The 24,617-nt window shown below is 61.4% G+C and carries 19 protein-coding genes; 18 read left to right on the top strand and 1 reads right to left on the bottom strand.

What is annotated here, in order from left to right; genetic code table 11:
* The first annotated feature begins 233 nt into the window (after positions 1 to 233).
* The 6 genes from EFD56_RS13625 (at position 234) to EFD56_RS13600 (ending at position 9,931) form a co-directional block, all read left to right on the top strand.
* Positions 234 to 1,526, top strand: a complete 1,293-nt coding sequence (locus EFD56_RS13625; protein ID WP_126905536.1) for an efflux RND transporter periplasmic adaptor subunit — start codon at positions 234 to 236, stop codon at positions 1,524 to 1,526.
* Positions 1,527 to 1,538: 12 nt separating this feature from the next.
* Positions 1,539 to 2,255 carry an ABC transporter ATP-binding protein gene (locus EFD56_RS13620; protein WP_004673788.1) on the top strand — a complete coding sequence of 239 codons (717 nt, stop codon included), beginning with the start codon at positions 1,539 to 1,541 and terminating at the stop codon, positions 2,253 to 2,255.
* Entirely contained in the window at positions 2,245 to 3,447 is a 1,203-nt protein-coding gene (locus EFD56_RS13615; RefSeq protein WP_126905535.1) for an ABC transporter permease, read from the top strand. The genes EFD56_RS13620 and EFD56_RS13615 overlap by 11 nt, the downstream gene beginning before the upstream one ends.
* A 249-nt stretch (positions 3,448 to 3,696) precedes the next feature.
* Entirely contained in the window at positions 3,697 to 4,452 is a 756-nt protein-coding gene (locus EFD56_RS13610) for a helix-turn-helix transcriptional regulator (RefSeq protein ID WP_126905534.1), read from the top strand.
* 593 nt (positions 4,453 to 5,045) lie between these two features.
* Positions 5,046 to 8,927, top strand: coding sequence for a beta strand repeat-containing protein (locus EFD56_RS13605; RefSeq protein ID WP_126905533.1), 3,882 nt, complete (start codon positions 5,046 to 5,048; stop codon positions 8,925 to 8,927).
* A gap of 389 nt (positions 8,928 to 9,316) precedes the next feature.
* A complete protein-coding gene (locus tag EFD56_RS13600) occupies positions 9,317 to 9,931 on the top strand; it encodes a GntR family transcriptional regulator (RefSeq protein WP_126905532.1) in 615 nt (204 codons plus the stop codon).
* A 49-nt stretch (positions 9,932 to 9,980) separates the two neighbouring features.
* Here the strand turns inward: EFD56_RS13600 and EFD56_RS13595 are convergent, their stop codons facing one another.
* Entirely contained in the window at positions 9,981 to 10,793 is an 813-nt protein-coding gene (locus EFD56_RS13595) for a ferredoxin--NADP reductase (RefSeq protein ID WP_126905531.1), read from the bottom strand.
* Positions 10,794 to 11,130: 337 nt separating this feature from the next.
* Here EFD56_RS13595 and pcsA point away from each other — a divergent pair, with 337 nt between their 5' ends.
* The 12 genes from pcsA to glmU all read left to right on the top strand — a co-directional run bounded on the left by pcsA (position 11,131) and on the right by glmU (position 24,563).
* Positions 11,131 to 11,859: a phosphatidylcholine synthase gene (gene pcsA / locus EFD56_RS13590; protein ID WP_016733022.1), complete on the top strand. Its 729-nt coding sequence runs from the start codon at positions 11,131 to 11,133 to the stop codon at positions 11,857 to 11,859.
* A gap of 10 nt (positions 11,860 to 11,869) precedes the next feature.
* Positions 11,870 to 12,850, top strand: a complete 981-nt coding sequence (locus EFD56_RS13585) for a quinone oxidoreductase family protein (protein ID WP_126905530.1) — start codon at positions 11,870 to 11,872, stop codon at positions 12,848 to 12,850.
* A 39-nt stretch (positions 12,851 to 12,889) separates the two neighbouring features.
* A complete protein-coding gene (locus EFD56_RS13580; protein ID WP_126905529.1) occupies positions 12,890 to 14,458 on the top strand; it encodes an ABC transporter ATP-binding protein in 1,569 nt (522 codons plus the stop codon).
* Between the two features lie 11 nt (positions 14,459 to 14,469).
* Positions 14,470 to 15,555 carry an ABC transporter permease gene (locus EFD56_RS13575; protein WP_004673781.1) on the top strand — a complete coding sequence of 362 codons (1,086 nt, stop codon included), beginning with the start codon at positions 14,470 to 14,472 and terminating at the stop codon, positions 15,553 to 15,555.
* Positions 15,552 to 16,472: an ABC transporter permease gene (locus EFD56_RS13570; RefSeq protein WP_126905528.1), complete on the top strand. Its 921-nt coding sequence runs from the start codon at positions 15,552 to 15,554 to the stop codon at positions 16,470 to 16,472. Before EFD56_RS13575 ends, EFD56_RS13570 begins: the two co-directional genes overlap by 4 nt.
* A 53-nt stretch (positions 16,473 to 16,525) precedes the next feature.
* The gene (locus EFD56_RS13565) at positions 16,526 to 17,602 is read left to right on the top strand and encodes a BMP family ABC transporter substrate-binding protein (RefSeq protein ID WP_004673779.1); all 1,077 of its coding nucleotides are present in this window, start codon (positions 16,526 to 16,528) and stop codon (positions 17,600 to 17,602) included.
* A 144-nt stretch (positions 17,603 to 17,746) separates the two neighbouring features.
* Positions 17,747 to 18,709: a galactofuranose ABC transporter, galactofuranose-binding protein YtfQ gene (gene ytfQ / locus EFD56_RS13560; RefSeq protein ID WP_004673778.1), complete on the top strand. Its 963-nt coding sequence runs from the start codon at positions 17,747 to 17,749 to the stop codon at positions 18,707 to 18,709.
* A gap of 119 nt (positions 18,710 to 18,828) precedes the next feature.
* On the top strand, positions 18,829 to 20,349 hold the full coding sequence (ytfR, locus tag EFD56_RS13555) for a galactofuranose ABC transporter, ATP-binding protein YtfR (RefSeq protein WP_012483773.1): 1,521 nt from the start codon (positions 18,829 to 18,831) through the stop codon (positions 20,347 to 20,349).
* Positions 20,346 to 21,350 carry an ABC transporter permease gene (locus EFD56_RS13550; protein ID WP_016733027.1) on the top strand — a complete coding sequence of 335 codons (1,005 nt, stop codon included), beginning with the start codon at positions 20,346 to 20,348 and terminating at the stop codon, positions 21,348 to 21,350. The genes ytfR and EFD56_RS13550 overlap by 4 nt, the downstream gene beginning before the upstream one ends.
* A 6-nt stretch (positions 21,351 to 21,356) precedes the next feature.
* Complete coding sequence (gene yjfF, locus EFD56_RS13545) at positions 21,357 to 22,325, top strand: galactofuranose ABC transporter, permease protein YjfF (RefSeq protein WP_126905527.1); 969 nt, start codon at positions 21,357 to 21,359, stop codon at positions 22,323 to 22,325.
* 16 nt (positions 22,326 to 22,341) lie between these two features.
* The gene (locus EFD56_RS13540) at positions 22,342 to 23,127 is read left to right on the top strand and encodes a FadR/GntR family transcriptional regulator (protein ID WP_004680233.1); all 786 of its coding nucleotides are present in this window, start codon (positions 22,342 to 22,344) and stop codon (positions 23,125 to 23,127) included.
* A gap of 74 nt (positions 23,128 to 23,201) precedes the next feature.
* Positions 23,202 to 24,563: a bifunctional UDP-N-acetylglucosamine diphosphorylase/glucosamine-1-phosphate N-acetyltransferase GlmU gene (gene glmU, locus EFD56_RS13535; protein WP_126905526.1), complete on the top strand. Its 1,362-nt coding sequence runs from the start codon at positions 23,202 to 23,204 to the stop codon at positions 24,561 to 24,563.
* The last annotated feature ends 54 nt before the right edge of the window (positions 24,564 to 24,617 follow it).

Here is a 24,617-nt window from a genome sequence, read left to right as displayed (position 1 = left end):
GGGTGCGGTTTGTCACGCGTCAGCTCTGTGGTTTTCCGGATGTCATTATTGGGAAACTGCCTTGCAGTTTCGCGCGACCAACTCCGTCGCCTCGAAACTTGACTTTTTACCAATATTTCATTTCACCCGCCCGCAATTCCGTGCCAGTTCGGCGGCAACGCTAATTCCCGGTTCATCTGCGGTGTGATTAGTTCACTGCAGGGCCGAGGCGTCACTGACTGATCGAGGATGACATGAACAAAATCGTGAGCGGCAACGAAACCGGAGCCAAGGCGGGCACCACGCCCGACCTCGCTGGGGTTCTTGCCGCATCCGGAAAGCGGGACAAGCGCAGCCGCTGGCGCGGACGCCTGTTCATCCTGCTGATCCTCATCGCTGCCGCCGCGGCTGCCGCTTATTTCTATGCCGGCCGCGGGCAAAGTGAAGTGAGCTACACGACACAGCCGGCCAAACGTGGCGATTTGACAGTGCTCGTCACCGCCACCGGATCGGTGCAACCGACCGAGCAGGTGGATATATCGAGTGAACTGTCTGGCACCGTCCGCGACGTCAACGTCGATTACAACAGCACGATCAAGGCGGGTGATGTGCTGGCGCTGCTCGACACCAACAAGCTCGAGGCGGATGTGAAAAGTTCGCGCGCCAAGGTCAATTCGGCCAAGGCGAATGTCGCCAAGGCCAATGCTGATCTCGAATCGGCAAGCACCTCGCTGGAGCGGTTGAAGAGCCTGGTCAGGAGCAATGTCTCCACCCAGCAGAGTCTCGACGACGCCACCTACAAATATGATTCCGCCGTCGCCGCCAAACAGATCAACGAAGCCGAGGTGCTCGCCTCGGAGGCCGACCTGCAGCTGGCCGAGGTCAATCTCGCCAAGGCGAAGATCGTCTCGCCGATCGACGGCGTCATCCTCACCCGCTCCGTCAACCCGGGCGCCACCGTCGCCGCCTCGCTTTCGGCGCCGATCCTCTTCACCATCGCCGGCGATTTGAAGAAGATGGAGCTGCAGGTCGATGTCGACGAGGCCGATGTCGGCAAGATCGCCGTCGGCCAGCAGGCGAAATTTACGGTCGACGCCTATCCCGACCGGTCTTTCCCCGCCGAAATCGAACAGATCCGCTTCGCCTCCGAAGTGGTCAACAATGTCGTCACCTATAAGGCGATCCTCTCCGTCGACAATGCCGACCTGCTGTTGCGTCCCGGCATGACGGCAACCGCCGACATTACCGTCGAGGCCGTCGAGGACACGCTGATGGTGCCGAATGCCGCGCTGCGTTATGCGCCGCCGCAGGCCGAGCGACGCGGTCGCGGTATTCTCGGGATCTTCGGCCCGCCACGCCGGCGCGGCGGCAACTCGGCCCAGACGTTGACGGGAACGGAGCGCCGCGTCTGGGTGCTGCGCGACGGCCGCTCCACGCCTGTGATCATCCAGGTCGGCTCGTCCGACGGGCAGTTCACCCAGGTCGTCTCCGGCGAGCTCAAGGAAAACGACGCGCTGGTCACCGACGCCGCGGTACGGACGAACTAGGCGGAGAGACGGATGACAAGCCCGCCGCTCATCGAATTCAGGCAGGTCTCGAAAATCTACGGCGAGGGCGAGGCGGCGATCCGCGCCCTCGACCACGTCGATCTGGCGATCGAGGCCCACGAATTCGTCGCGATCATGGGGCCATCCGGTTCCGGCAAGTCGACGGCTATGAACATCCTCGGCTGCCTCGACGTGCCGACATCGGGTGACTATGTCTTCCAGGGCATCCCGACCTCCGGCTTCGACCGCGGCCAGCTGACGCTGTTGCGCCGCCACATGCTGGGCTTCGTCTTCCAGGGTTTCAACCTGTTGCCGCGCACCTCGGCGGTCGAGAATGTCGAGCTGCCATTGATCTATCGCGGCATGGCGGTGCGCGAGCGGCGTGAACGGGCGCGTGAGGCCCTGGCGCTGGTCGGCCTCACCGGGCGTGAGCACCACAAAACGCAAGAACTGTCCGGCGGTCAGCAGCAGCGCGTCGCCATCGCCCGCGCCATCGTCACCGAACCGGCGCTGCTGCTCGCCGACGAGCCGACGGGCAACCTCGACACCAAGACCAGCGTCGAGATCATGGATCTGCTGACACGGCTGAACCGCGAGCAGGGCATCACCATCGTCATGGTCACCCATGAGCCGGATATCGCCGCCTATGCTGAGCGGCTGCTGCGCTTTGTCGACGGCAAGCTCGAGACCGAGGTGGAGCATCGGAGGAGGGCGGATCATGTTCTTTGAGACGCTGAAACTCGCGCTGCGCGCCATCAGCCGCAACATGCTGCGCTCCTTCCTGACAGTGCTCGGCGTCGTCATCGGCGTTGCCGCCGTCATTGCGCTGGTGACGATCGGCAACGGCACGACCGCGCAGGTCTCGACCGAACTGTCGCGGCTCGGCACCAACATGCTGTTCGTCCGCCCCGGCCAGTTCGGCCCCGGACGCGCCAGCTCCGAGGCCAAGCGTTTCAGCGTCAAGGACGTCGCCGCCATCCGCGGCCAGATCGGCGGCTTGAGAGCAGTAGCGCCGCTCAACCAGTCGACGGCGACAGTTATATCAGGCGGCCAGAACCATTCGACCAGCGTCTCCGGAACCACCAACGATTATTTCATCGCCCAGGACTGGAACCTGGCGCTCGGCCGCACTTTCACCCCCGCCGAGGAGCGCGGCCAGTCCCGCTGCATCATCGGCGAGACGGTGCGCTCGCAGCTCTTCGGGGCCGCCGACCCGCTCGGCCAGCAGATCCGCGTCGGCAAGGTCTCATGCCCTGTGATCGGCGTGCTTGCCAAACGCGGCCAGTCCGGCATGGGCACCGATCAGGACGATGTCGTGATCATGCCGGTCAAGGTGTTCCAGCGGCGCATCAGCGGCAACAGCAACGTGCCGCAGATCATCATCTCGGCGCGCGACGGTGTGTCGACGGCCAAGGTGCAGGCCGATGTCGAAAACCTGCTTCGCGAGCGCCGCAAGATCATTCCCGGCCGGCAGGACGATTTCAACGTCAACGACATGACGCAGATCGCCGAGGCGATGACCGGCACAACGACGCTTCTGACCGGCCTGCTTGGCGCCGTCGCCGCCATCAGCCTGCTCGTCGGCGGCATCGGCATCATGAATATCATGCTGGTCTCCGTTACCGAGCGCACCCGCGAAATCGGCATTCGCCTGGCGATCGGCGCGCTCGAAGGCCAGGTGCTGACCCAGTTCCTGGTCGAGGCGGTGGCGCTCTCGCTCTTCGGTGGCATCACCGGCATCGTGCTCGGCCTCAGCCTCGGCCTGGTGGCGGTGACTTTCCTGAAAGTCCCCTTCGTCTTCAGCCCGATGATGGTCGCCGTCGCCTTCCTCTTCTCCGCCGCAATCGGCATGATCTTCGGCTATTTCCCGGCGAGAAGGGCAGCCCAGCTGAATCCGATCGAGGCGCTGCGGCATGAGTGACGCGCGATGAATGGGTCCTCGCAGGATGCATTGATTGCTCTCGCCATCAGCCGGCTGGATGGATAGCTGCCCGAGTGCTCGAGACTCCCTCCGCGGTCTCGCCTGACAATTGCCAATTCTGCATCGCAATAATGCAGACTGGATAAATACAACCCAAACTGTAAAATCCTCGTTGTAATGAATGTGTATCAGAAGCTTGCGGACCGCCTCGGTCTGCCGCTGATTAAAAAATATTGATTTCGGAAGAAAATGCCCGCCGACCAGCGTATCCTGCACGAAGCACTAGACTGCATCCGCAACCTCCATGAAATTGGCCATCTTTCGGCAATTGTCCATCAGCTGCGAGTCATGGTCGGAGCTGCCAATCTTGCCTACCAAGCTCTCTTCATTCCTGGCCGCGTGGCCAATGAGCGGCTCGTTGCAGCGACGTATTCCGACAGGTGGAAGAAATTCTATCAGTCGAAGGAGTATCTTCGGAGCGACCCCATCGAGATCGCCGCACGCAAAGCATCTCAACCGGTGGACTGGAACCATTTGAGGTCTGCGTCGAAGGAAACCGCGTCCTTCCTCGCGGAAGCCGAACGCCATGGCGTCGGCAATAATGGCGTCTCCATACCTCTTGTTGATGCCCAGGCGGGGCGGGCGCTGTTCAGCGCCACATCAAATCTTGAGGGGGACGATTGGGAGACGTTCAAGGGCCGCACTCTGCCATCGCTCGTTCAGATCGGCAAAGCCATCCAGCTCCGGACAGCGGAGATCGAGATAAAACCCGCAGCTCGGGCGTTTCGCGTTTCAGCATTGACCACCAAGGAAATCGACTATCTGGCGCTTTATGTTGCCGGCTATGAAATCAAACAGATCGGCGACATGCGTTCGGTTTCCGGTACCGCCGTGCGAGCCGCCTTGAATTCCGCCACGGAAAAACTCGATGCGCGCGGGCCGCGTCACGCCGGCTATCTCGCAATTGCACTCGGCATCATTCCGACTTCGATTGTTATGAAATAGCCGGGAAGAGTGCGTGGAGAACAGGTTCGCCTTTGTCCCAGCTCGCCGACAAGATTCCAATCTTGCTGCATGAATTGGCGTCGGCGCTTGCCGCGGCGGACTATGCAAAACATTATTGGATATTTTTCGGGGATGAAGAAATTTTGCTGCACCCGAATTTCTCATTTGTTGAGAGAAGGTGGCCGTAAGAATCTGACCTCAATCGGAAATAGCGGTTCAACTCGGTGATCATCGGTTGGGGTTGAAATGCGGCAGGCATAAGTTTCGTGCGCTGTCAAGATTTAAAATTAAAAGTTGCATCAGGATTTCTATCGCCGTAACGATTGCGGCAACTGTGCTGGTGAGGATGCGGTGCTTGGATAGGAAGCGGCCTGACGGGTATCGGAATTGTCTGAGCCACTTTAAGTGGCGCATTATATGCCTAATCAATAGTTTGCGCTCGGATCTTAGCCCGGCATGTTCGCGGAGGTTTTCATCCGCACGACCGATCGAACGGTCCTCTCCTATCTCATGAAGCAATCCGCAACCACGTCGAGTACGTGTTTCGGGACGAATAACCTCTTTTTCGATATTTGAAACGCCAGGGGGCTAAAATGGCAGTTATTACGGGAACGTCGGGCGATGACACTCTGAATGGCACGACCGGAGATGACCAAATCTCCGGCCTCGACGGCAATGACATTCTGACCGGCGGCGCGGGAGCCGACCAACTGATCGGCGGTGCAGGGACGGATACCGCCAGCTATGCCATGGCGACTGGTGCGATCATTTTTAATCTGAAGACTGGGGTCTATACTGGCGAGGCCGCCGGCGACACTTTCAGCAGCATCGAGGTGCTTAGTGGTTCTGCTTACGCCGACACTTTCGTCGGCAACGGCACGACGATCACTTTCGACGGCTACGCCGGCGACGACACCGTCGACTATTCCGCCTCGGCGGCAGCCGTCAACGTGACCCTTGCGGGTCCAGGTGTGACGACGGTCGCATCGGGCGGCGATGCTCAGGGCAACAGCCTCGTCAACATCGAGAAGGTCATCGGCTCTGCCTTCAACGACACGCTCGGCTCGACTTCCCCGTTCAGTTACACGCTGCAGGGCGGTGCCGGCAACGACACCTATGTCGTCGGATCGGCGGTCACCGGCATCGTCGAGGCTGCGGGGGGCGGTGATGATGAGATCCGCACCACCGCGACATCCTACTCGATGTCGTCCTACGCCAATGTCGAGCGTCTGACCTTCACCGGCACCGGAAACGCGACCTTGACGGGCAATACCGGCGACAACATCATCACTGGCGGCACCGGCAATGACATTCTGACCGGCGGCGCGGGAGCCGACCAACTGATCGGCGGTGCAGGGACAGACACTGCCAGCTATGCCATGGCGACTGGTGCGATCATTTTTAATCTGAAGACTGGGGTCTATACTGGCGAGGCCGCCGGCGACACTTTCAGCAGCATCGAGGTGCTTAGTGGTTCTGCTTACGCCGACACTTTCGTCGGCAACGGCACGACGATCACTTTCGACGGCTACGCCGGCGACGACACCGTCGACTATTCCGCCTCGGCGGCAGCCGTCAACGTGACCCTTGCGGGTCCAGGTGTGACGACGGTCGCATCGGGCGGCGATGCTCAGGGCAACAGCCTCGTCAACATCGAGAAGGTCATCGGCTCTGCCTTCAACGACACGCTCGGCTCGACTTCCCCGTTCAGTTACACGCTGCAGGGCGGTGCCGGCAACGACACCTATGTCGTCGGATCGGCGGTCACCGGCATCGTCGAGGCTGCGGGGGGCGGTGATGATGAGATCCGCACCACCGCGACATCCTACTCGATGTCGTCCTACGCCAATGTCGAGCGTCTGACCTTCACCGGCACCGGAAACGCGACCTTGACGGGCAATACCGGCGACAACATCATCACTGGCGGCACCGGCAATGACATTCTGACCGGCGGTGATGGCGACGACATCCTCATAGGCGGCGCCGGAGCCGATCAACTGATCGGCGGCGCAGGGACGGATACCGCCAGCTATGCCAATGCGGCGGCTGCGATCACTCTTAATTTGAAGACCGGGGTCCATACCGGCGACGCCGCCGGCGACACCTTCAGTAGCATCGAAGCGTTCGCGGGATCGAACTTCAACGATACCTTGATTGGCGGCACCAGTGACGACATCCTCATTGGCGGTGCCGGAGCCGATCAGTTGATCGGCGACGCAGGGACGGATACCGCCAGTTACGCCAATGCGGCGACTGCGATCACTCTCAATCTGAAGACTGGGGTTCATACAGGCGACGCCGCCGGCGACACCTTCGACAGCATCGAAGTATTCACGGGATCGAGCTTCGACGACACCTTCTTCAGTTCAGCTTCAGCGGACACTCTGAATGGCGCAGCAGGCACTGATACGATTGACTATTCGCTCTCCAGTGATGCGGTAAACGTCGATCTGACGACCAACGTCGTCAGCGGTGGCGATGCGGCGGGTGACGTTGTGATCAACTTCGAGCGGGTCGTCGGCTCTGCCTTCGCCGACACCCTGGCCTCTTCGACATCAGGGCACGCCCTCGTCGGAGGAGCGGGGAACGATATTTATGTCGTCGGCAACCAAGGTGTGACGATTACGGAGGCCGCCGGCGGAGGCACTGACGAAATCCGCACCACGCTGACATCTTACTCGATGGCGGCGTTCGCCAATGTCGAGCGGCTGATCTTTACCGGCAGCGGCAACACGACCCTGACCGGCAATAGCGGGAACAACGTCATAGCAGGCGGAACGGGCAACGATACGCTGATCGGCGGCGCTGGAGCCGACCAACTTGTTGGTGGTGCAGGCACGGATACCGCCAGCTATGCCAATGCAGGGGCCGCAATTACTGTTAATCTGAAGACCGGGGCCAACACTGGCGACGCCGCCGGCGACACTTTCAGCGGCATCGAGACGTTTGTCGGCTCCAACTCCAAGGACACCTTCGTCGGCAACGGCACGGCCGTCACCTTCAACGGCGGCGTCGGCACCGACACCGTCAGCTATTCCAGCTCGGCGGCAGCGATCAACGTGATCCTTGGGGCGAGCGGAGTGACGACGATCGCATCGGGCGGCGATGCCGAGGGCAACAGGCTTATCAGCATCGAGCAGGTCATCGGCTCGGCCTTCGCAGATACGCTCGGCTCGACCGCGACGAGCACCCAGACGCTGCAGGGCGGCGGCGGCAACGATACCTATGTCGTCAGCTCGCAGAATACGGTCATCACCGAATCGTCGGGCGCCGGCGATGACGAGATCCGCACCAGCGCGACGTCCTACTCGATGGCGGCTTACACCAATGTCGAGCATCTCACCTTCACCGGCACCGGCAACGCGACCCTGACCGGCAACGTGGGCGACAACGTCATAACAGGCGGAACGGGCAACGATACGCTGATCGGCGGCGCGGGAGCCGACCAACTGATCGGCGGTGCAGGCACGGATACCGCCAGCTATGCCAATGCGGCGGCGGCAGTCACTCTCGATTTGAAGACCGGGGTTCATGCAGGCGATGCCGCCGGCGACACTTTCGACGGCATCGAAGTCTTCACGGGCTCGAACTTCGATGACACCTTCTTCAGCTCAGCTTCGGCAGACCATCTGAATGGCGCAGCAGGCACCCTGGATACGATCGATTATTCGCTCTCCAGTGATGCGATAAACGTCAACCTGACAACCAATGTCGTCAGCGGTGGTGATGCGGCGGGTGACGTTCTCGCCAATTTCGAGAGAGTCGTCGGCTCTTCCTTCGCCGACACCTTGGCTTCTTCCACTTCTGGGCACGCCCTCGTCGGAGGAGCAGGAGACGATATCTATCTCGTCGACGCTCAGGGCGTGACGATCACGGAGGGTGCCGGAGAAGGTACGGACGAGATTCGCACCACGCTGACAACCTATTCGATGGCGAACGACGCCAACGTCGAGAAGCTGACCTTCACCGGTACCGGCAACGCGACCCTGACCGGTAATGCCGGCGACAACATCATCACTGGCGGAGCTGGTAATGATACGCTGAACGGTGGTGGCGGCAACGATCAGCTTCATGGCGGCAGCGGCGAAGACACGCTCTTTAGCGGCGCAGGCGATTTCCACCTCTATGGCGGCGACGGCAGCGATACGCTGAACCTGATATCGGGCCAGGGCTTTGCAGATGGCGGCAACGACGGCGATACCTACCATGTGAACATGGTTCTTTCGGCGACGATCAAGGACACCGGCGTCGACGGAAGTGACGCCGTGTATCTGGATAGGGTCCAGTCTCTCGCGGATCTGGATAACATCAGAATAGGGAACGATCTCGTTCTTCAATCTCATGCCGACGCGACGCCCGGCACAGGTTATGAAAACGCCACTGTGATCCTGCAAGATTGGTATGCCGGAGCAAATAGCATCGAGTCCTTCTACCTTGCGGATGGCACGCAGGTTTCTGGAACTCTGTTCAGTTAAGTTTGGCCTGAGGCAACGCAGCCGCAGGAATAGCGGTTGCGTTGTGCTCAAATTAAACTCCAAGAAGCCTCAGGCGTCGCCGGACGCGACGTGGCTCTTTCCGTCGGGGTGCGTTTGGGAAGAGCGCCAACCCCGCTCTCTGTCCTCCTCGGCCTTGAGCCGAGGATCCACGCCACTGTCGCTGGCGGATACGGTGTGGATGCTCGGCTCAAGGCGAAGCATGGTGAAGGGTGGGCAGTGAAATGAGTTCGGTCGTGGCGTCGATGCCTTGGTCCTCGAAACCATCACCGCTGTTATCTATTTGTCTCTGTTCTGATATTTCTATGTTGTCTTCGGTTTTTCGCCGTGCCACTATGTGATATATCAGCCTCGGGCGGTGGATCTCCAGCATGCAGACGTCACAAAGCCATCGTGCCTATCTCACGCTTGAGCATCTGATCGTCACGCTGGCGCTGAAGCCGGGCGCGCTCGTTACCGAAAAGCAGCTGATCGATCTGGCAGGCCACGGGCGCACGCCGGTGCGTGAGGCGATCCAGAAGCTTGCCTGGCAGGGGTTGATCCTGGTGAAGCCGCGTGTCGGGCTGCAGGTGGCCGAGATCGCGCCTGAAGACCATGGCAATGTCATGCAGGTGCGCCGCGAGTTGGAGCCGATCGCGGCCGCATTGGCCGCCGAACATGCGGCCGATGAGCAGCGCGATCGCCTCGGCGACTGCGCTCGCGCCATGGAGGAATGCGCGGTGACCGGCGATCTCGCCGGATTCTTTGCCGCCGACAAGGCTTTCGACGAAATCCTCGAGGATGCCTGTCCGAACGGCTTCATCGTGGCAGCACTCGGCCCGGTGCAGACGCATTCGCGTCGCCTCTGGTACTCCACCGCAAGCCCGGAGCGCATGGACCGCGCCATCGCGCTGCATGTCGCCGTCATTCGCGCCATTCAGCAGGGCAGGGTGGAGGAGGCACGCGTTACCATGGTGGCGTTGATCGACTATCTCGCCGCCAAATAGAAACGGCCCCGTCTCCGGAGCCGTTGTCAGATATGCACGTCGGCAAAGATCAGCCGACGAAAGCGCGTTCGATGACGAACTCGGCGGGTTTGCTGTTGGCGCCTTCATTGAGGCCGGCCTGTTCGAGCAGTTCCTTGGTGTCCTTCAGCATGGCCGAGGAGCCGCAGATCATGCCGCGGTCGATTGCCGGATCGAGTGGCGGCACGCCGAGATCGGTAAACAGCTTGCCGGATGAGATCAGGTCGGTGATGCGGCCGCGATATTCGAAGTCTTCGCGGGTGACGGTCGCATAATGGCGCAGCTTGTCGCCGACGACTTCCTTGAGCAGCTCGTCGTTCTGGATTTCCTCGACGAGGTCGAAGCCGTATTTCAGCTCGGCGACATCGCGGGTCGTATGGGTGAGGATGACTTCCTCGAACTTTTCGTAGGTCTCGGGATCGCGGATCAGGCTGGCGAAGGGCGCGATGCCCGTTCCTGTCGAGAACATGTAGAGGCGGCGGCCGGGGGTCAGCGCGTCGAGCACCAGCGTGCCGGTCGGCTTCTTGCGCATCAGCACCTGGTCGCCAGGCTTGATCGCCTGCAGATGCGAGGTGAGCGGGCCGTCCGGCACCTTGATCGAGAAGAATTCGAGCTCTTCGGCCCAGGCGGGGCTGGCGATCGAATAGGCGCGGAAGACCGGCTTGCCTTCGACCATCAGGCCGATCATCGCGAACTCGCCGGAACGGAAACGGAAGCCCTGCGGCCGGGTCATCGTGAAACGGAAGAGCCGGTCGGTGTAATGCGTCACGGCAAGCACCGTCTCGGCGTAGACGCCGGCGGGGATGGACGAGGCGAAGTCTTCGGTCTTTGCAGGCGCGTTCATTGCGGTAGAGGATCCCGTTTCGTCGGATGAACTATCGGATGCGAGGCAGATATTACATATCGGGCTCGAATTAAAGGCATTCCATTCCACGCAGCGCTCCTGAAGGGAAATATGCATGTCATTGTCAGATTCAATGGCTGGCAGGGAATGTCTCATTTCCCGCTGGCGAAGCCCGGCAAAGGATGCATATTAGTGCGGCGTGCCCGATATGGACGCCGGTTTTCGGCGAAATCGGTGCGACAACAAGGATCTACGGGAACCGATTCAGCGACGGGATCGGTGCCGGTGGCAAAAAAAGACGCTTGCCGGGGCGAGCGCGATAGGGCGGTCGGGGAATATGAAGATTTTCAACTACAAGCGTGTTCCTTACGCGGAGATGCGCGCTTTTTCCGTTCATATCCTGACGGCCTCCGGCTCGTTCCTTGCCTTTCTCGGCGTCGTCGCGGCCGCCGAGCATCGCTTCATCGACATGTTTTGGTGGCTGGGGCTTGCCCTTCTCGTCGACGGCATAGACGGGCCGATTGCGCGCAAGGTGCGTGTCAAGGAAGTGTTGCCGAACTGGTCGGGCGATACGCTCGACAATATCATCGATTACGTCACCTATGTGCTGTTGCCGGCCTTCGCGCTCTATCAGAGCGGCATGATCGGCGAGCCCTGGTCCTTTGTCGCGGCGGGCATGATTGTCGTCTCCAGCGCCATCTATTATGCCGACATGGGCATGAAGACGGAGGAGTATTTCTTCTCCGGCTTCCCCGTCGTCTGGAACATGATCGTCTTCACCCTGTTCGTTATCCATGCGAGCGCGACGACGGCACTTGCCGTCGTTATCGTTTCGGTGGTGCTGACCTTCCTGCCGATCAATTTCCTCCACCCGGTCCGCGTCAAACGGCTGCGCCCGCTCAATCTCGGCGTCTTTTTTCTGTGGTCGGCCCTCGGAATTCTTTCGCTGCTGATGCACTTCGATACGCCCGAATGGGCGCTCATTCTCTTTATCGTGACCGGGATCTATCTTTACGTCATCGGTGCGGTGCTGCAATTCTTCCCCGCCCTGGGACGCGAAGCTTGAGGACAGGCAAATGACGAAGACGCAGGCGGTTTCATTTTCAAGGACGGGTGGACCGGAGGTTTTCGACTATGTCGAGATCGACCTTCCGCCGCCCGCGGCCGGTGAGGTGCAGATCCGGCAGGCTGCGATCGGCCTCAATTTCATAGACGTCTATTTTCGCAATGGTTCCTACAAGGTGCCACATCTTCCCTTCGTCACCGGCAAGGAGGGCGCCGGCACGGTAACGGCCGTCGGCCCCGGTGTTACCGATTTCAGGCTTGGCGACCGTGTCGCTTATGCGAGCGCCGATGGCGCCTATAGCGCCGAGCGCAATATCGAGACGCGCCATCTCGTGCATGTGCCCGACGGCATTGAACTCGAAACGGCTGCGGCGATGATGCTGAAGGGCATGACCGCCGAATATCTTCTGAACCGCACCTTCAAGGTCGGCCCCGAAACGGTCCTGCTGTTCCATGCGGCCGCCGGCGGCGTAGGGCTGATCGCTGGCCAATGGGCAAAGGCGCTCGGCGCCACCGTCATCGGCACGGCGGGTTCTGAAGACAAGATCGCGCTGGCGCTCGCCCATGGCTACGACCACGTGATCAACTACAAGACCGATGACTTCGTGACGCGTGTCCGCGAGATCACCGGCGGCAAGGGCGTCGACGTCGTCTATGATTCGATCGGCCGCGATACTTTTCCACAGTCGCTCGACTGCCTGAAGCCGCGTGGGCTTTTTGCCTCCTTCGGCCAGTCCTCCGGGCCGATCGAGAATTTCACTCTTTCTCAGCTGGCGCAGAAAGGCTCGCTGTTTGCGACGCGGCCGACGCTCTTCACCTATATCGCCGCACGCCAGGAACTCATCGACAGCGCGAAAGCGCTATTTGATGTTGTGCAAAGCAACAAAGTGCGTATCAATGTCAATCAAACCTATCCGTTGCGTGAGGTTGGGCGGGCTCACGCGGATCTGGAGACAAGAAAAACAACAGGAACGACGCTGCTGATTCCATGAGATCCGAACGGACCGATCGGCAGAAGAAATGAGGGGAACGTGTCGCCATTGAATGTGCCGGATTCCGGTGCGTTGTTATCCGTCCAGAAGCTGACGAAGTTTTTCGGTGGCTTTGCCGCCTGCAATGAAATCGATCTCGATATCGCGCCGGGCGAAATTCACGCGCTTCTCGGCGAAAATGGCGCAGGCAAATCCACACTGGTGAAGATGCTGTTCGGTGTTCTGGAGCCGACGGGCGGACATATCCTCTGGCAAGGCAGGCCGGTCGCCATCGCCTCGCCGGGCGAGGCCCGCAAGCTCGGCATCGGCATGGTCTTCCAGCATTTCTCCCTGTTCGAGGCGCTGACCGTCGCCGAGAACATCGCCTTATCGCTCGATGATACCATCCCGATCGGCAAGATCGCCGAGGAGGCGAGGGCGCTCTCCATCGCCTATGGTCTGCCACTCGATCCGCATGCCCATGTCGCCGATCTCTCGGTCGGCGAGCGCCAGCGGATCGAGATCGTCCGCGCGCTGCTGCAGAACCCCAAGCTGATCATTCTCGATGAGCCGACCTCGGTGCTGACGCCGCAGGAGGCCGACAGGCTGTTCGAAACGCTGTTCAAGCTGCGCGCCGAAGGCCGCTCGGTTCTCTATATCAGCCATCGCCTGGAAGAGGTGCAGCGCATCTGCGATCGCGCCACGGTGCTGCGTCATGGCCGGGTGACCGGCGCCTGCGATCCCAAGCGGGAAACGCCCTCGTCGCTTGCCCGCATGATGGTCGGCAGCGAAGTGGCGACCGTCACTCATCCCGAGCGCTCGGATAAGGGCGAGGTGCAGCTGGCCGTCGCCAACCTGTCCGTCGCCGCGCGCACGCCCTTCGCCATGCCGCTGCGCGATGTCTCCCTGGCCGTGCGCTCGGGCGAAATCCTTGCCATCGCCGGTGTCGCCGGCAATGGCCAGAGCGAACTTTTCGATGCACTGTCCGGCGAATATCCGGTCGCGTCGGCCGAGGCGATCGTCATCCGCAAGAAGCCGGTGGGCACCGAGGGCATCACGGCCCGCCGCCTGCTCGGCGCCGGTTTCGTGCCGGAGGAGCGGCATGGCCATGCCGCCGTTTCCGCCATGAAACTGTCGGACAATCTGGTGCTCGCCCGCAGCCAGTCGGACCGCAAGGCCTTTCTCGGCGCGCTCGGCATCATCCGCCAAGGTGCTGTGAAATCTGCCGCGCGGCGGATTTCCGAAGCGATGGATGTGCGCAAGAGCGGCGATGATCCGGCCGCAGGCTCGCTCTCCGGCGGCAATCTGCAGAAGTTCATCGTCGGCCGCGAGCTCGACCGGCAGCCGGCCGTCCTCGTCGTCAACCAGCCGACCTGGGGCGTCGATGCGGGGGCTGCAAGCCGCATCCGCCAGGCCTTGGTCGATCTCGCAAAGGCCGGCTCCGCCGTCGTCGTCATCAGCCAGGATCTCGACGAGATCTTCGAGGTGGCGACCGATATCGCGGTCATCTCTGAAGGCCGCCTTTCCAGGCCTTATCCGGCCGGCGAACTGACGCGCGAAAGGATCGGCCTGCTGATGGGCGGCCTGCATGACGGCAAACATGCCCCGGAGGCGCCCAATGCGCATTAAAGAGGCAGCCCATGCGCATTGAACTCGAAAAACGCCCCGATGTCTCGAAGCTCTACACCTTCGTCTCGCCGCTGCTGGCGCTTGTGCTGACGCTTGCCTTCGGCGCCATCATGTTCGCCATGCTCGGCAAGGACCCGGTCGAGGCGCTGGACGCCTTCTTCGTCGAGCCGCTGCTCGAGGTCTGGTCGCTGCATGAGCTGGCAATCAAGGCGGCACCCCTGATCCTGATCGCGGTCGGCCTTGCCGTCTGCTACCGCTCGAACAACTGGAATATCGGCGCCGAGGGTCAGTTCACCATCGGCGCCATCACCGGCTCTTATCTGCCGATTGTCTTCTACGACTGGCATTCGCCGCTCGTGCTGCCGCTGATGCTGGTTCTTGGTGCGCTCGGCGGCGCGTTGTTCGCCGCCATTCCGGCGCTGTTGAAGGCGCATTTCAACACCAACGAAATCCTGACATCGCTGATGCTGGTCTATATCGCCCAGCTCTTCCTCGATTGGCTGATCCGCGGCGCCTGGCGCGATCCGAAGGGCTTCAACTTTCCGGTCTCGCGTGATTTCGCGCCGGAAGCGGTGCTGCCGGCGATCTGGGAAGAATCCGGCCGGGCCCATTGGGCCTTCGTCTTCGCCATCGTCGCGGCAATCGGCGTCTGGTTCATGCTGCGCTACACGCTGAAGGGCTTCGAGATCGTCGTGCTCGGCCAGTCGGAGCGGGCGGGGCGCTTTGCCGGCTTCTCCTCGAAGAAGATGATCTGGTTCAGCTTCCTCTTCTCCGGCGCTCTCGCCGGCCTCGCCGGGATCGCCGAGGTCTCCGGCTCGATCGGCCACCTGCAGCCGGCGATCTCGCCGGGCTATGGCTTCACCGCCATCATCGTCGCCTTCCTCGGGCGGCTTAATCCGCTCGGCATCATTGCATCGGGGCTGGTGCTGGCGCTGACCTATCTCGGCGGCGAGGCGGCACAGCTGTCGCTCGGCGTTTCCGACAAGGTCACCCGTGTTTTCCAGGGCCTGTTGCTCTTCTTCGTGCTCTCCTGCGATACGCTAATCTATTATAAAATCCGCATCGTCTGGTCGCGGGTCAGGGGTGGCGTGGCATGAGCATCTTCGAAGCCATTCTGCTGACGGTGATTACCGCCTCGACGCCGCTCGTCATCGCAGCCCTCGGCGAACTCGTGACGGAGCGCTCCGGCGTTCTGAACCTCGGGGTCGAAGGCATGATGATCATGGGCGCGGTCGCTGCTTTTGCCGGCGCGCAGGCATCGGGCTCGCCCTATGTCGGGATTGTCTGTGGCATTGCGGCCGGTGCGCTCTTCTCGCTGCTCTTCGCCTTCCTGACGCTGACGCTGGTGGCAAACCAGGTGGCGACAGGACTGGCGCTCACCCTTCTCGGCCTCGGTGTGTCAGGCATGCTCGGCGAGGCCTATGTCAGCGTTCCCGGCATCCGCCTGGAAGAGATCGTCATTCCTGTCCTGTCGGATATCCCGCTCGTCGGCCCGGTACTCTTCAGGCAGGATCTGATCTTCTATCTGTCGATCGCGCTCGTCGTCGGCGTCAGCTGGTTCCTGTTCCGCAGCCGGGCCGGGCTGAAGCTGAGGGCAATCGGCGACAGTCACGCTTCGGCCCATGCGCTCGGCATTGGCGTCATCCGCACACGATATCTGGCGGTAATGTTCGGCGGCGCCTGCGCCGGTCTTGCCGGCGCCCAGCTGTCGCTTGTCTACACGCCGCAGTGGGCGGAGAACATGTCGGCCGGCCGCGGCTGGATCACGCTGGCGCTGGTGGTCTTCGCCTCCTGGCGGCCGTGGCGGGTCTTTGCCGGCGGTTATCTCTTCGGTGCGGTCACCATCCTGCAGCTGCACGCGCAGGCTTTCGGTCTCGGCATTCCTGCGCAGTTTCTGTCGATGCTGCCTTATGCTGCGACTATTGTGGTTCTCATCATCATTTCCCATAATCGGCGCACGACGTTGATCAATACGCCCGCGTCGCTTGGAAAAGCCTTCGTGCCGGAGCGATAAACAAGAACACAAGGACGGGTTTCCGGAATAACTTCAAACCAACAGGGGTCACCATGAAGAAATATGCATTCGCCCTTGCCGCCTCGGCTGCCGCCGTGATCGGCATCTCCTCCGCCGCAGAGGCTGCTGATAAGACGAAGGTCTGCTTCGTCTATGTCGGTTCGCACACCGACGGCGGTTATTCGCAGGCGCACGATCTCGGCCGCCAGCAGGTCCAGGCCGAATTCGGCGACAAGATCGAAACGCCTTACCTCGAAAACGTCCCGGAAGGCCCGGACGCCGAGCGTGCCATCGAGCGCCTTGCCCGTTCCGGCTGCAAGCTGATCTTCACGACGTCCTTCGGCTTCATGGATGCGACGGTCAAGGTTGCCGCCAAGTTCCCGAAAGTCAAGTTCGAGCACGGCACCGGCTACAAGTCCGGCCCCAATCTCGCCACCTACAATTCGCGCTTTTATGAAGGCCGCTACATCCTCGGCCAGATCGCCGCCAAGACCTCGAAGAATCACGGTGCCGCCTACATCGCCTCCTTCCCGATTCCGGAAGTGGTGATGGGCATCAACTCCTTCGAGCAGGGCGCCAAGTCGGTCGATCCGAGCTTCAAGCTCAAGGTCATCTGGGTCAACACCTGGTTCGACCCCGGCAAGGAAGCCGATGCCGCCAAGGCCATGGTCGACCAGGGTGTCGACGTGCTGACGCAGCATACCGACACGACGGCGCCGATGCAGGTGGCCGAAGAGCGCGGCATTCACGCCTTCGGCCAGGCCTCCGACATGATTGCCGCAGGCCCGAAAGCGCAGCTGACGGCAATCGTCGATACCTGGGGCGCCTATTACTCCAAGCGCGTTCATGCGCTGCTCGACGGCACCTGGAAGTCCGAGCAGAGCTGGGACGGCCTCAAGGACGGCATCCTGAAGATGGCGCCCTATACCAACATGCCTGACGACGTGAAGAAGATGGCCGAGGAAACCGAAGCCAAGATCAAGTCGGGCGAGCTGCATCCCTTCACCGGCCCGATCAACAAGCAGGACGGGACGCCCTGGCTGAAGGCCGGCGAGAAGGCCGATGATGGCACGCTGCTCGGCATGAACTTCTACGTCGAAGGCGTCGACGACAAGCTGCCGGCGCAATAAGCTGCAGATCAATTCGTGGTTGCGAAGGGCGCCCCTTGTGGGCGCTCTTTTTTTTCGCAGTGCTTGCAAAGATTCCGATTTACAAAAGTAATACTATATGATTTTTTGACACTGCGCCGCGAGATGCGGCATTGGGAGGAAATCATGAAATTGAAGACTGCACTTTTGAGTGCCACGATTCTTGCTGCCTGCATGTTCGGTTCGGCTTCGGCTGGCGGCCTGACCGTCGGCTTCTCGCAGATCGGCTCGGAATCGGGCTGGCGCGCGGCTGAAACGACCGTGACCAAGGAACAGGCCAAGAAGCGCGGCATCGATCTGAAATTTGCCGATGCGCAGCAGAAGCAGGAAAATCAGATCAAGGCGCTGCGCTCCTTCATTGCTCAGGGCGTCGACGCCATCCTCATCGCCCCTGTTGTCGAAACCGGCTGGGACGATGTTCTGAAGGAAGCCAAGGAAGCCAAGATTCCGGTCATCCTGCTCGACCGCACCATCAAGGCTCCCGACGATCTCTACCTGACAGCTGTGACGTCGGACCTCGTCCATGAAGGCAAGGTCGCTGGCGACTTCCTGGTCAAGACTGTTGGCGACAAGAAGTGCAACGTCGTCGAACTGCAGGGCACGACCGGTTCCTCGCCGGCCATCGCCCGCAAGAAGGGCTTCGAAGAGGCTCTCGCTGGCCACGACAACCTCAAGATCGTTCGCAGCCAGACCGGCGACTTCACCCGCACCAAGGGCAAGGAAGTCATGGAAAGCTTCCTGAAGGCCGAGAATGGCGGTAAGGACATCTGCGCGCTCTACGCCCATAACGACGACATGGCTGTCGGCGCCATCCAGGCGATCAAGGAAGCCGGCCTGAAGCCCGGCAAGGATATCCTCGTCGTCTCGATTGACGCCGTGCCGGATATCTTCAAGGCAATGTCCGAAGGCGAGTCCAATGCCACGGTCGAGCTGACGCCGAACATGGCCGGCCCTGCCTTCGATGCGCTCGATGCCTATCTGAAGGACAAGAAGGCTCCGCCGAAGTGGATCCAGACCGAGTCCAAGCTCTATACGCCGGCCGACAACCCGATGAAGGTCTACGAAGAGAAGAAGGGTCAGGGCTACTGATTTGAACCTGGAACCGCACCGGTCCATCATGGACCGGTGCGGAACTGCCGGTGCCGGCCGGGCGTCATGCCCGGTTTTGGCGCAGGCGCAAGGCGCAATATCAGGAAACAGCAGCCCTCATGGTTCACAATAACGAGACTATTCTCGCTGCCTCGGCCATATCGAAATTCTTCCCCGGCGCCGTTGCCCTGGATAAGGTGGATTTCACGCTGCGCCGCGGCGAGGTTCATGCGCTTCTCGGCGAGAACGGCGCGGGAAAATCGACGCTGATCAAATGCATCACCGGCGCCTATCATCGTGACGGTGGCAGCCTGGTGCTCGATGGCCATGAAATCAATCCGGCCAATACGCTTGCCGCCCAGAAGCTCGGCATCGGCACCGTCTATCAGGAGGTCAACCTCCTCACCAATCTGAGTGTCGCCGAAAATCTCTTTCTCGGACGCCAGCCGCGGCGATTCGGCATGACCGACGTGCGTGCGATGAACCGCAAGGCGCGCGAACTGCTTGCCGGTTACGGCATCGACATCGACGTCACCGCCGAGCTCAGCCGCTTCTCCGTCGCCGTCCAGCAGGTGGTCGCCATCGCCCGCGCCGTTGATCTCTCCGGCAAGGTGCTGATACTGGACGAGCCGACGGCAAGCCTCGACAACCAGGAAGTGGCGCTGCTCTTCCGCATCATCGAGGATCTGAAGAAGCGCGGTCTCGGCATCGTCTTCATCACCCATTTCCTCGAGCAGGTCTATGCGATCAGCGATCGCATCACCGTGCTGCGCAACGGCAAGCTCGTCGGTACCCGCGACGCCGCCGATCTGCCGCGCCAGGGCCTGATCGCCATGATGCTCGGCCGGGAACTCGCCCAGGCCGAAGAGACGGTCAGGGAACACAGCATTGCGGCGGGCGAAGTCCGCTACAGATTTGCCGGCTACGGCAAACGCGGCAAGGTCAAGCCCTTCGATCTCGATGTGCGTGCGGGCGAGGTGGTCGGCATCGCCGGTCTGCTCGGCTCGGGGCGCACCGAAACCGCCGAGTTGCTCTTCGGCGTCGAGCATGCCGATAGCGGCAGCGCCACGATCGACGGTCAGCCCGCAACTCTTTCCAGCCCGCGCGCCGCGATCGAAAAGGGCTTCGGCTTCTGCCCCGAGGACCGCAAGACCGACGGCATCGTCGGCGATCTGTCGATCAGGGAAAATATCGCCTTGGCGCTGCAGGCCCGCCGCGGCTGGACCCGGCCGCTGTCGCGTGCCGAGCAGAATGCGCTCGCCGACCGCTATATCAAGGCGCTCGACATCCGCACCACCGACCGCGAAAAGCCGATCCGCCTGCTCTCCGGCGGCAATCAGCAGAAGGCGATCCTCGCCCGCTGGCTGGCGACCAATCCCAAATTTCTCATCCTCGACGAGCCGACCCGCGGCATCGATGTCGGCGCCCATGCCGAGATCATCCGGCTCATCGAACAGCTCTGCGCCGAAGGCATGTCATTGATCGTAATTTCCTCGGAACTTGAAGAGCTTGTCGCCTATAGTTCACGCGTCATCGTGCTTCGCGACAGGCAGCATATCGCCGAACTGACAGGCGAGCGCATCACCGCCGCCGCCATCGTCGATGCCATTGCCGCCGCCGAGCACAAGGAGGAAGCATGAAATCCTCCCGAAATGCGCTGGCCTATCGCCTGGCGCCGCAATTGATCGCGCTCGTTGTCATTCTTCTGTTGAATTTCATAACGTCACCGCAGTTTTTTAATGTGGTTGTTCAGAACGGACGCCTCTATGGCAGCTTGATCGACGTGCTCAATCGCGGCGCGCCGGTGGCGCTCTTGGCGATCGGCATGACGCTGGTGATTGCCACCAAAGGCATCGACCTGTCCGTCGGAGCCGTCATCGCCATCTGCGGCGCCGTTGCTGCATCATCGATTGTGTCAGGAAATTCAGTTGCTTACACCGTTATCCTGACGCTTGTGATCGGGCTTGCCTGCGGTGTCTGGAACGGTTTCCTGGTGGCGATCCTCAACATCCAGCCGATCATCGCCACGCTGGTGCTGATGGTAGCCGGCCGCGGCATCGCCCAGCTTATCACCGAAGGCGCCATCCTGACCTTCAACGATGACGGTCTGATCTTCTTCGGCAGCGGTTCCATGGCTCTCCTGCCGATGCCTGTGGTCATCTGGCTGCTGGTCGGCCTGCTCGTCATCCTGCTTGTCCGGCGCACGGCGCTCGGCATGCTGCTCGAGGCCGTTGGCATCAACCGCCGCGCCAGCACGCTCTCCGGCATCCAGACGCCGGTGCTGCTGATGGCCGTCTATATGCTGAGCGGGCTCTGCGCCTCAATCGCGGGCATCATTGTCGCAGCCGATATCAAGGGCGCCGACGCCAATAATGCCGGTCTCTGGCTTGAACTCGATGCCATCCTCGCGGTCGTCGTCGGCGGCAATTCGCTGCTCGGCGGCAGATTCAGCATCTTGGGATCGCTGATCGGCGCGATGATCATCCAGGCGGTCAACACCGGCATTCTGTCCTCCGGCTTTCCGCCCGAATTCAACCTGATCATCAAGGCGGTCATCATTATCGTGATCCTCGTCATCCAGTCGCCGGCGGTGCAGTCGCTCGCCATCTTCGCCAGCCGCCGGCAGGGCGGAAGGGAGTAGCCGAAAATGAACTCCAAATACCTGCCGCTGCTTGCGACCATCGTCATCTTCGTGCTCGCCTATGCCGGCTGCACGCTGCAATATCCCAACATGCTGTCGACGCGCGTTATCGGCAATCTTTTGACCGACAACGCCTTTCTCGGCATTGCCGCGGTCGGCATGACCTTCGTCATCATCTCCGGCGGCATGGATCTGTCGATCGGCTCGGTCATCGCCTTTACCGGCGTCTTTCTTGCCGTCATCCTGCAGAACACGTCGATCCATCCGCTGCTCGCCTTCGCCCTCGTCCTCGTCATCACCACCGCTTTCGGTGCCGTCATGGGCGCGATCATCCATTATCTCGAAATGCCGGCCTTTATCGTCACGCTGGCCGGCATGTTCCTGGCGCGCGGTATCGCCTTCGTGCTCTCGATCGACAGCATTCCGATCAACCACGACTATTATTCGACGCTGACGAGCCTCTATTGGCGGCTGCCCGGAGGCGGGCGGCTGACGCTGATCGGCGCCATCATGCTTCTCGTCTTCGCCGCCGGCATTTTCATCGCCCACCGCACCCGCTTCGGCACCAATGTCTATGCGCTCGGCGGCGGTCCGCAGACGGCGCGGCTGATGGGCGTGCCGGTCGGCCGCACGACGATCCAGATCTATGCGCTGTCGGGTTTTCTCGCTGGCCTATCCGGAATCGTTTTTTCGCTGTACACCTCTGCTGGATATTCTCTTGCGGCGGTCGGAGTCGAACTCGACGCCATCGCGGCGGTCGTCATCGGAGGGACGCTGCTGACCGGCGGAGCGGGATTCGTGGCGGGAACCTTGATCGGTATCCTGATCCAGGGGCTCATTCAGACCTACATCACCTTCGATGGCACGCTGTCGAGCTGGTGGACGAAGATCCTGATCGGCCTTCTGCTGTTTGCATTCATCCTGATGCAGAAGGCGATCCTGTTCCTTTCCAGTCTGAACAAGAGGTATGCCTGAGGAGGAGACGGTTCGCTTGCGCAACAAATTGATCGAGACACGCAAGACAGGGCGCCGGACCCGGACGAGCCACGCGCAGGTGGTCGACGAGCTCGGCAAGGCGATCGTCGCAGGCACCTATCCCGTCGGCTCGATCCTGCCGGGCGATACGGAACTGGCGCAACGCTTCAAGGTGTCGCGCACGGTCTTGCGCGAGACGATGAAGACGCTCGCCGCCAAGGGCATGGTCGTCGCCAAGGCGCGCGTCGGCACACGTGTGACCGAGAAGAACCTCTGGAACATGTTCGACAGCGAGATTATCGCCTGGCACTTCGACAACGATGTGACGGAAGAATTCCTGTTGCAGCTTTACGATATCCGCCTTGCCGTCGAACCCTTCGCCGCCGGCCTCGTCGCCGAGCGGGCCAATGCCGAGGAAATCGAGACGCTGCGCGGGCTGGCCGAGGAGATGGCCGCGAGCGGCCACACGGCCGACAGCCTGGCGCTGGCCGACCTGCACTTTCACTTGGCGCTCGCCGAAGCCTCGCACAATCCCTTCATGCGGACCCTCGGCAGCCTCATCGAGGCGGCTCTCGTCGGCATGTTCCGCATCAGCACGCCGCCCTCCGAAAATGGGTTTGCCAATATTGCCGAGACCCATATGCGCATCGTCGATGCCATCGCTTCCGGTGACAGCGCCGCCGCGCGCCGGGCGATGGAAGTCGTCATCCTGGACGGCCGCGATCATGTGCGCGAAGCCTTCGCGACCAGCGACTCTCCTGCCGCCACGGAACCGCTTTCACCCGAAATTTCACCGAAGTAATCGATTCCGATTTCAGGAATTATGCAGTATGAGGCAACAAAGCCGCCTCATGGCGCGGATTCGCGGAGCCGATCATGGAACGTACTTGTCTTGCCGTCATCCTTGCTGCCGGTGACAGCACGCGGATGAAATCCTCGAAATCGAAGGTGCTGCATCCGGTCGCCGGGCGGCCGATGATCGCCCATGTCGTCGAGGCCGTCGCCTCCGCCGGCATTTCCTCCGTCGCCCTTGTCGTCGGCCGCGATGCCGAAGAGGTGGCAAAAGCTGCCAGCATCGACGGCGTCGGCATCGAATCCTACCTGCAGAAGGATCGCCTCGGCACCGGCCACGCAGTGCTGGCTGCCCGCGACGCGATCGCCAAGGGCTATGACGATATCCTCGTCACCTATGGCGACGTGCCGCTGCAGACTGATGGGCCGCTGAAAGCCGCCCGCCAGGGCCTTGCCGATGGCAGCGACATCGTCGTCATCGGTTTCCACACCGACCGCCCGACCGGCTACGGCCGCCTGCTTGTCAAGGATGGCGAACTCATCGCCATCCGCGAGGAGAAGGATGCGACCGATGCCGAGCGCACTGTGACCTGGTGCAACAGCGGACTGATGGCGATCAACGGCCGCAAGGCGCTCGACCTGCTCTCGCGCATCGGCAATTCCAATGCCAAGGGCGAATTCTATCTGACCGATCTCGTCGAGATTGCCCGCTCGCTCGGCGGGCGCGTCACCGCCGTCGATGCGCCCGAAATCGAGATGACCGGCTGCAACAACCGCGCCGAACTCGCCGTCATCGAGCGCTTCTGGCAGGAGCGTCGCCGCCGCGAGATGATGCTGGCAGGCGTCACCATGATCGCACCGGAAACAGTGTTCCTCTCTTATGACACCATTATCGGCCAGGATGCGCTGATCGAGCCGAATGTTGTCTTCGGTCCAGGCGCAGTGATCGACAGCGGCGCCGTCATTCACGCCTTCTCGCATATCGAAGGCGCGCATGTCAGTGAGGGCGCCACCGTCGGCCCCTTCGCCCGGTTGCGGCCGGGGGCCGATCTCGCCAATGGTTCGAAGGTCGGCAATTTCTGCGAGGTCAAGAACGGCCGGATCGGCGAGGGCGCCAAGGTCAACCACCTCACCTATATCGGCGATGCCGTCGTCGGCGCCGGCAGCAATATCGGTGCCGGCACGATCACCTGCAATTATGACGGGGTCAACAAGAGCGAAACGGTGATCGGCGAAAACGCCTTCATCGGCTCCAACTCGTCGCTGGTCGCGCCGGTGAAGATCGGCGACGGCGCCTATGTCGGCTCCGGCAGCGTTATCACCGCCGACGTCCCGGCCGATGCGCTGGCGCTCGGTCGCGCCCGCCAGGAGATCAAGCCCGAGCGTGCGAAGTTGCTGCGCGAACGCGCGCTCGCCATCAAAGCGGCGAAGAAGGCGAAAGCCTGAGGGACGTTTTGCGTAACCGGCGGAAATTGAAAGTGACCGCCGAGGCCATTGAGA

The sequence above is a fragment of the Rhizobium phaseoli genome, assembly GCF_003985125.1.
GTDB lineage: Bacteria > Pseudomonadota > Alphaproteobacteria > Rhizobiales > Rhizobiaceae > Rhizobium > Rhizobium phaseoli.
Note: the sequence above shows the minus strand (reverse complement) of the source record. Positions and strands in the feature narration are given on the sequence as shown.

Excerpts from the sequence above, each read along its gene's own strand:
- EFD56_RS13625 (WP_126905536.1), top strand. The coding sequence starts at position 234 with ATGAACAAAATCGTGAGCGGCAACGAAACCGGAGCCAAGGCGGGCACC.
- EFD56_RS13620 (WP_004673788.1), top strand. The coding sequence starts at position 1,539 with ATGACAAGCCCGCCGCTCATCGAATTCAGGCAGGTCTCGAAAATCTAC.
- EFD56_RS13615 (WP_126905535.1), top strand. The coding sequence starts at position 2,245 with ATGTTCTTTGAGACGCTGAAACTCGCGCTGCGCGCCATCAGCCGCAAC.
- EFD56_RS13610 (WP_126905534.1), top strand. The coding sequence starts at position 3,697 with ATGCCCGCCGACCAGCGTATCCTGCACGAAGCACTAGACTGCATCCGC.
- EFD56_RS13605 (WP_126905533.1), top strand. The coding sequence starts at position 5,046 with ATGGCAGTTATTACGGGAACGTCGGGCGATGACACTCTGAATGGCACG.
- EFD56_RS13600 (WP_126905532.1), top strand. The coding sequence starts at position 9,317 with ATGCAGACGTCACAAAGCCATCGTGCCTATCTCACGCTTGAGCATCTG.
- EFD56_RS13595 (WP_126905531.1), bottom strand. The coding sequence starts at position 10,793 with ATGAACGCGCCTGCAAAGACCGAAGACTTCGCCTCGTCCATCCCCGCC.
- pcsA (WP_016733022.1), top strand. The coding sequence starts at position 11,131 with ATGAAGATTTTCAACTACAAGCGTGTTCCTTACGCGGAGATGCGCGCT.
- EFD56_RS13585 (WP_126905530.1), top strand. The coding sequence starts at position 11,870 with ATGACGAAGACGCAGGCGGTTTCATTTTCAAGGACGGGTGGACCGGAG.
- EFD56_RS13575 (WP_004673781.1), top strand. The coding sequence starts at position 14,470 with ATGCGCATTGAACTCGAAAAACGCCCCGATGTCTCGAAGCTCTACACC.
- EFD56_RS13570 (WP_126905528.1), top strand. The coding sequence starts at position 15,552 with ATGAGCATCTTCGAAGCCATTCTGCTGACGGTGATTACCGCCTCGACG.
- EFD56_RS13565 (WP_004673779.1), top strand. The coding sequence starts at position 16,526 with ATGAAGAAATATGCATTCGCCCTTGCCGCCTCGGCTGCCGCCGTGATC.
- ytfQ (WP_004673778.1), top strand. The coding sequence starts at position 17,747 with ATGAAATTGAAGACTGCACTTTTGAGTGCCACGATTCTTGCTGCCTGC.
- ytfR (WP_012483773.1), top strand. The coding sequence starts at position 18,829 with ATGGTTCACAATAACGAGACTATTCTCGCTGCCTCGGCCATATCGAAA.
- EFD56_RS13550 (WP_016733027.1), top strand. The coding sequence starts at position 20,346 with ATGAAATCCTCCCGAAATGCGCTGGCCTATCGCCTGGCGCCGCAATTG.
- yjfF (WP_126905527.1), top strand. The coding sequence starts at position 21,357 with ATGAACTCCAAATACCTGCCGCTGCTTGCGACCATCGTCATCTTCGTG.
- glmU (WP_126905526.1), top strand. The coding sequence starts at position 23,202 with ATGGAACGTACTTGTCTTGCCGTCATCCTTGCTGCCGGTGACAGCACG.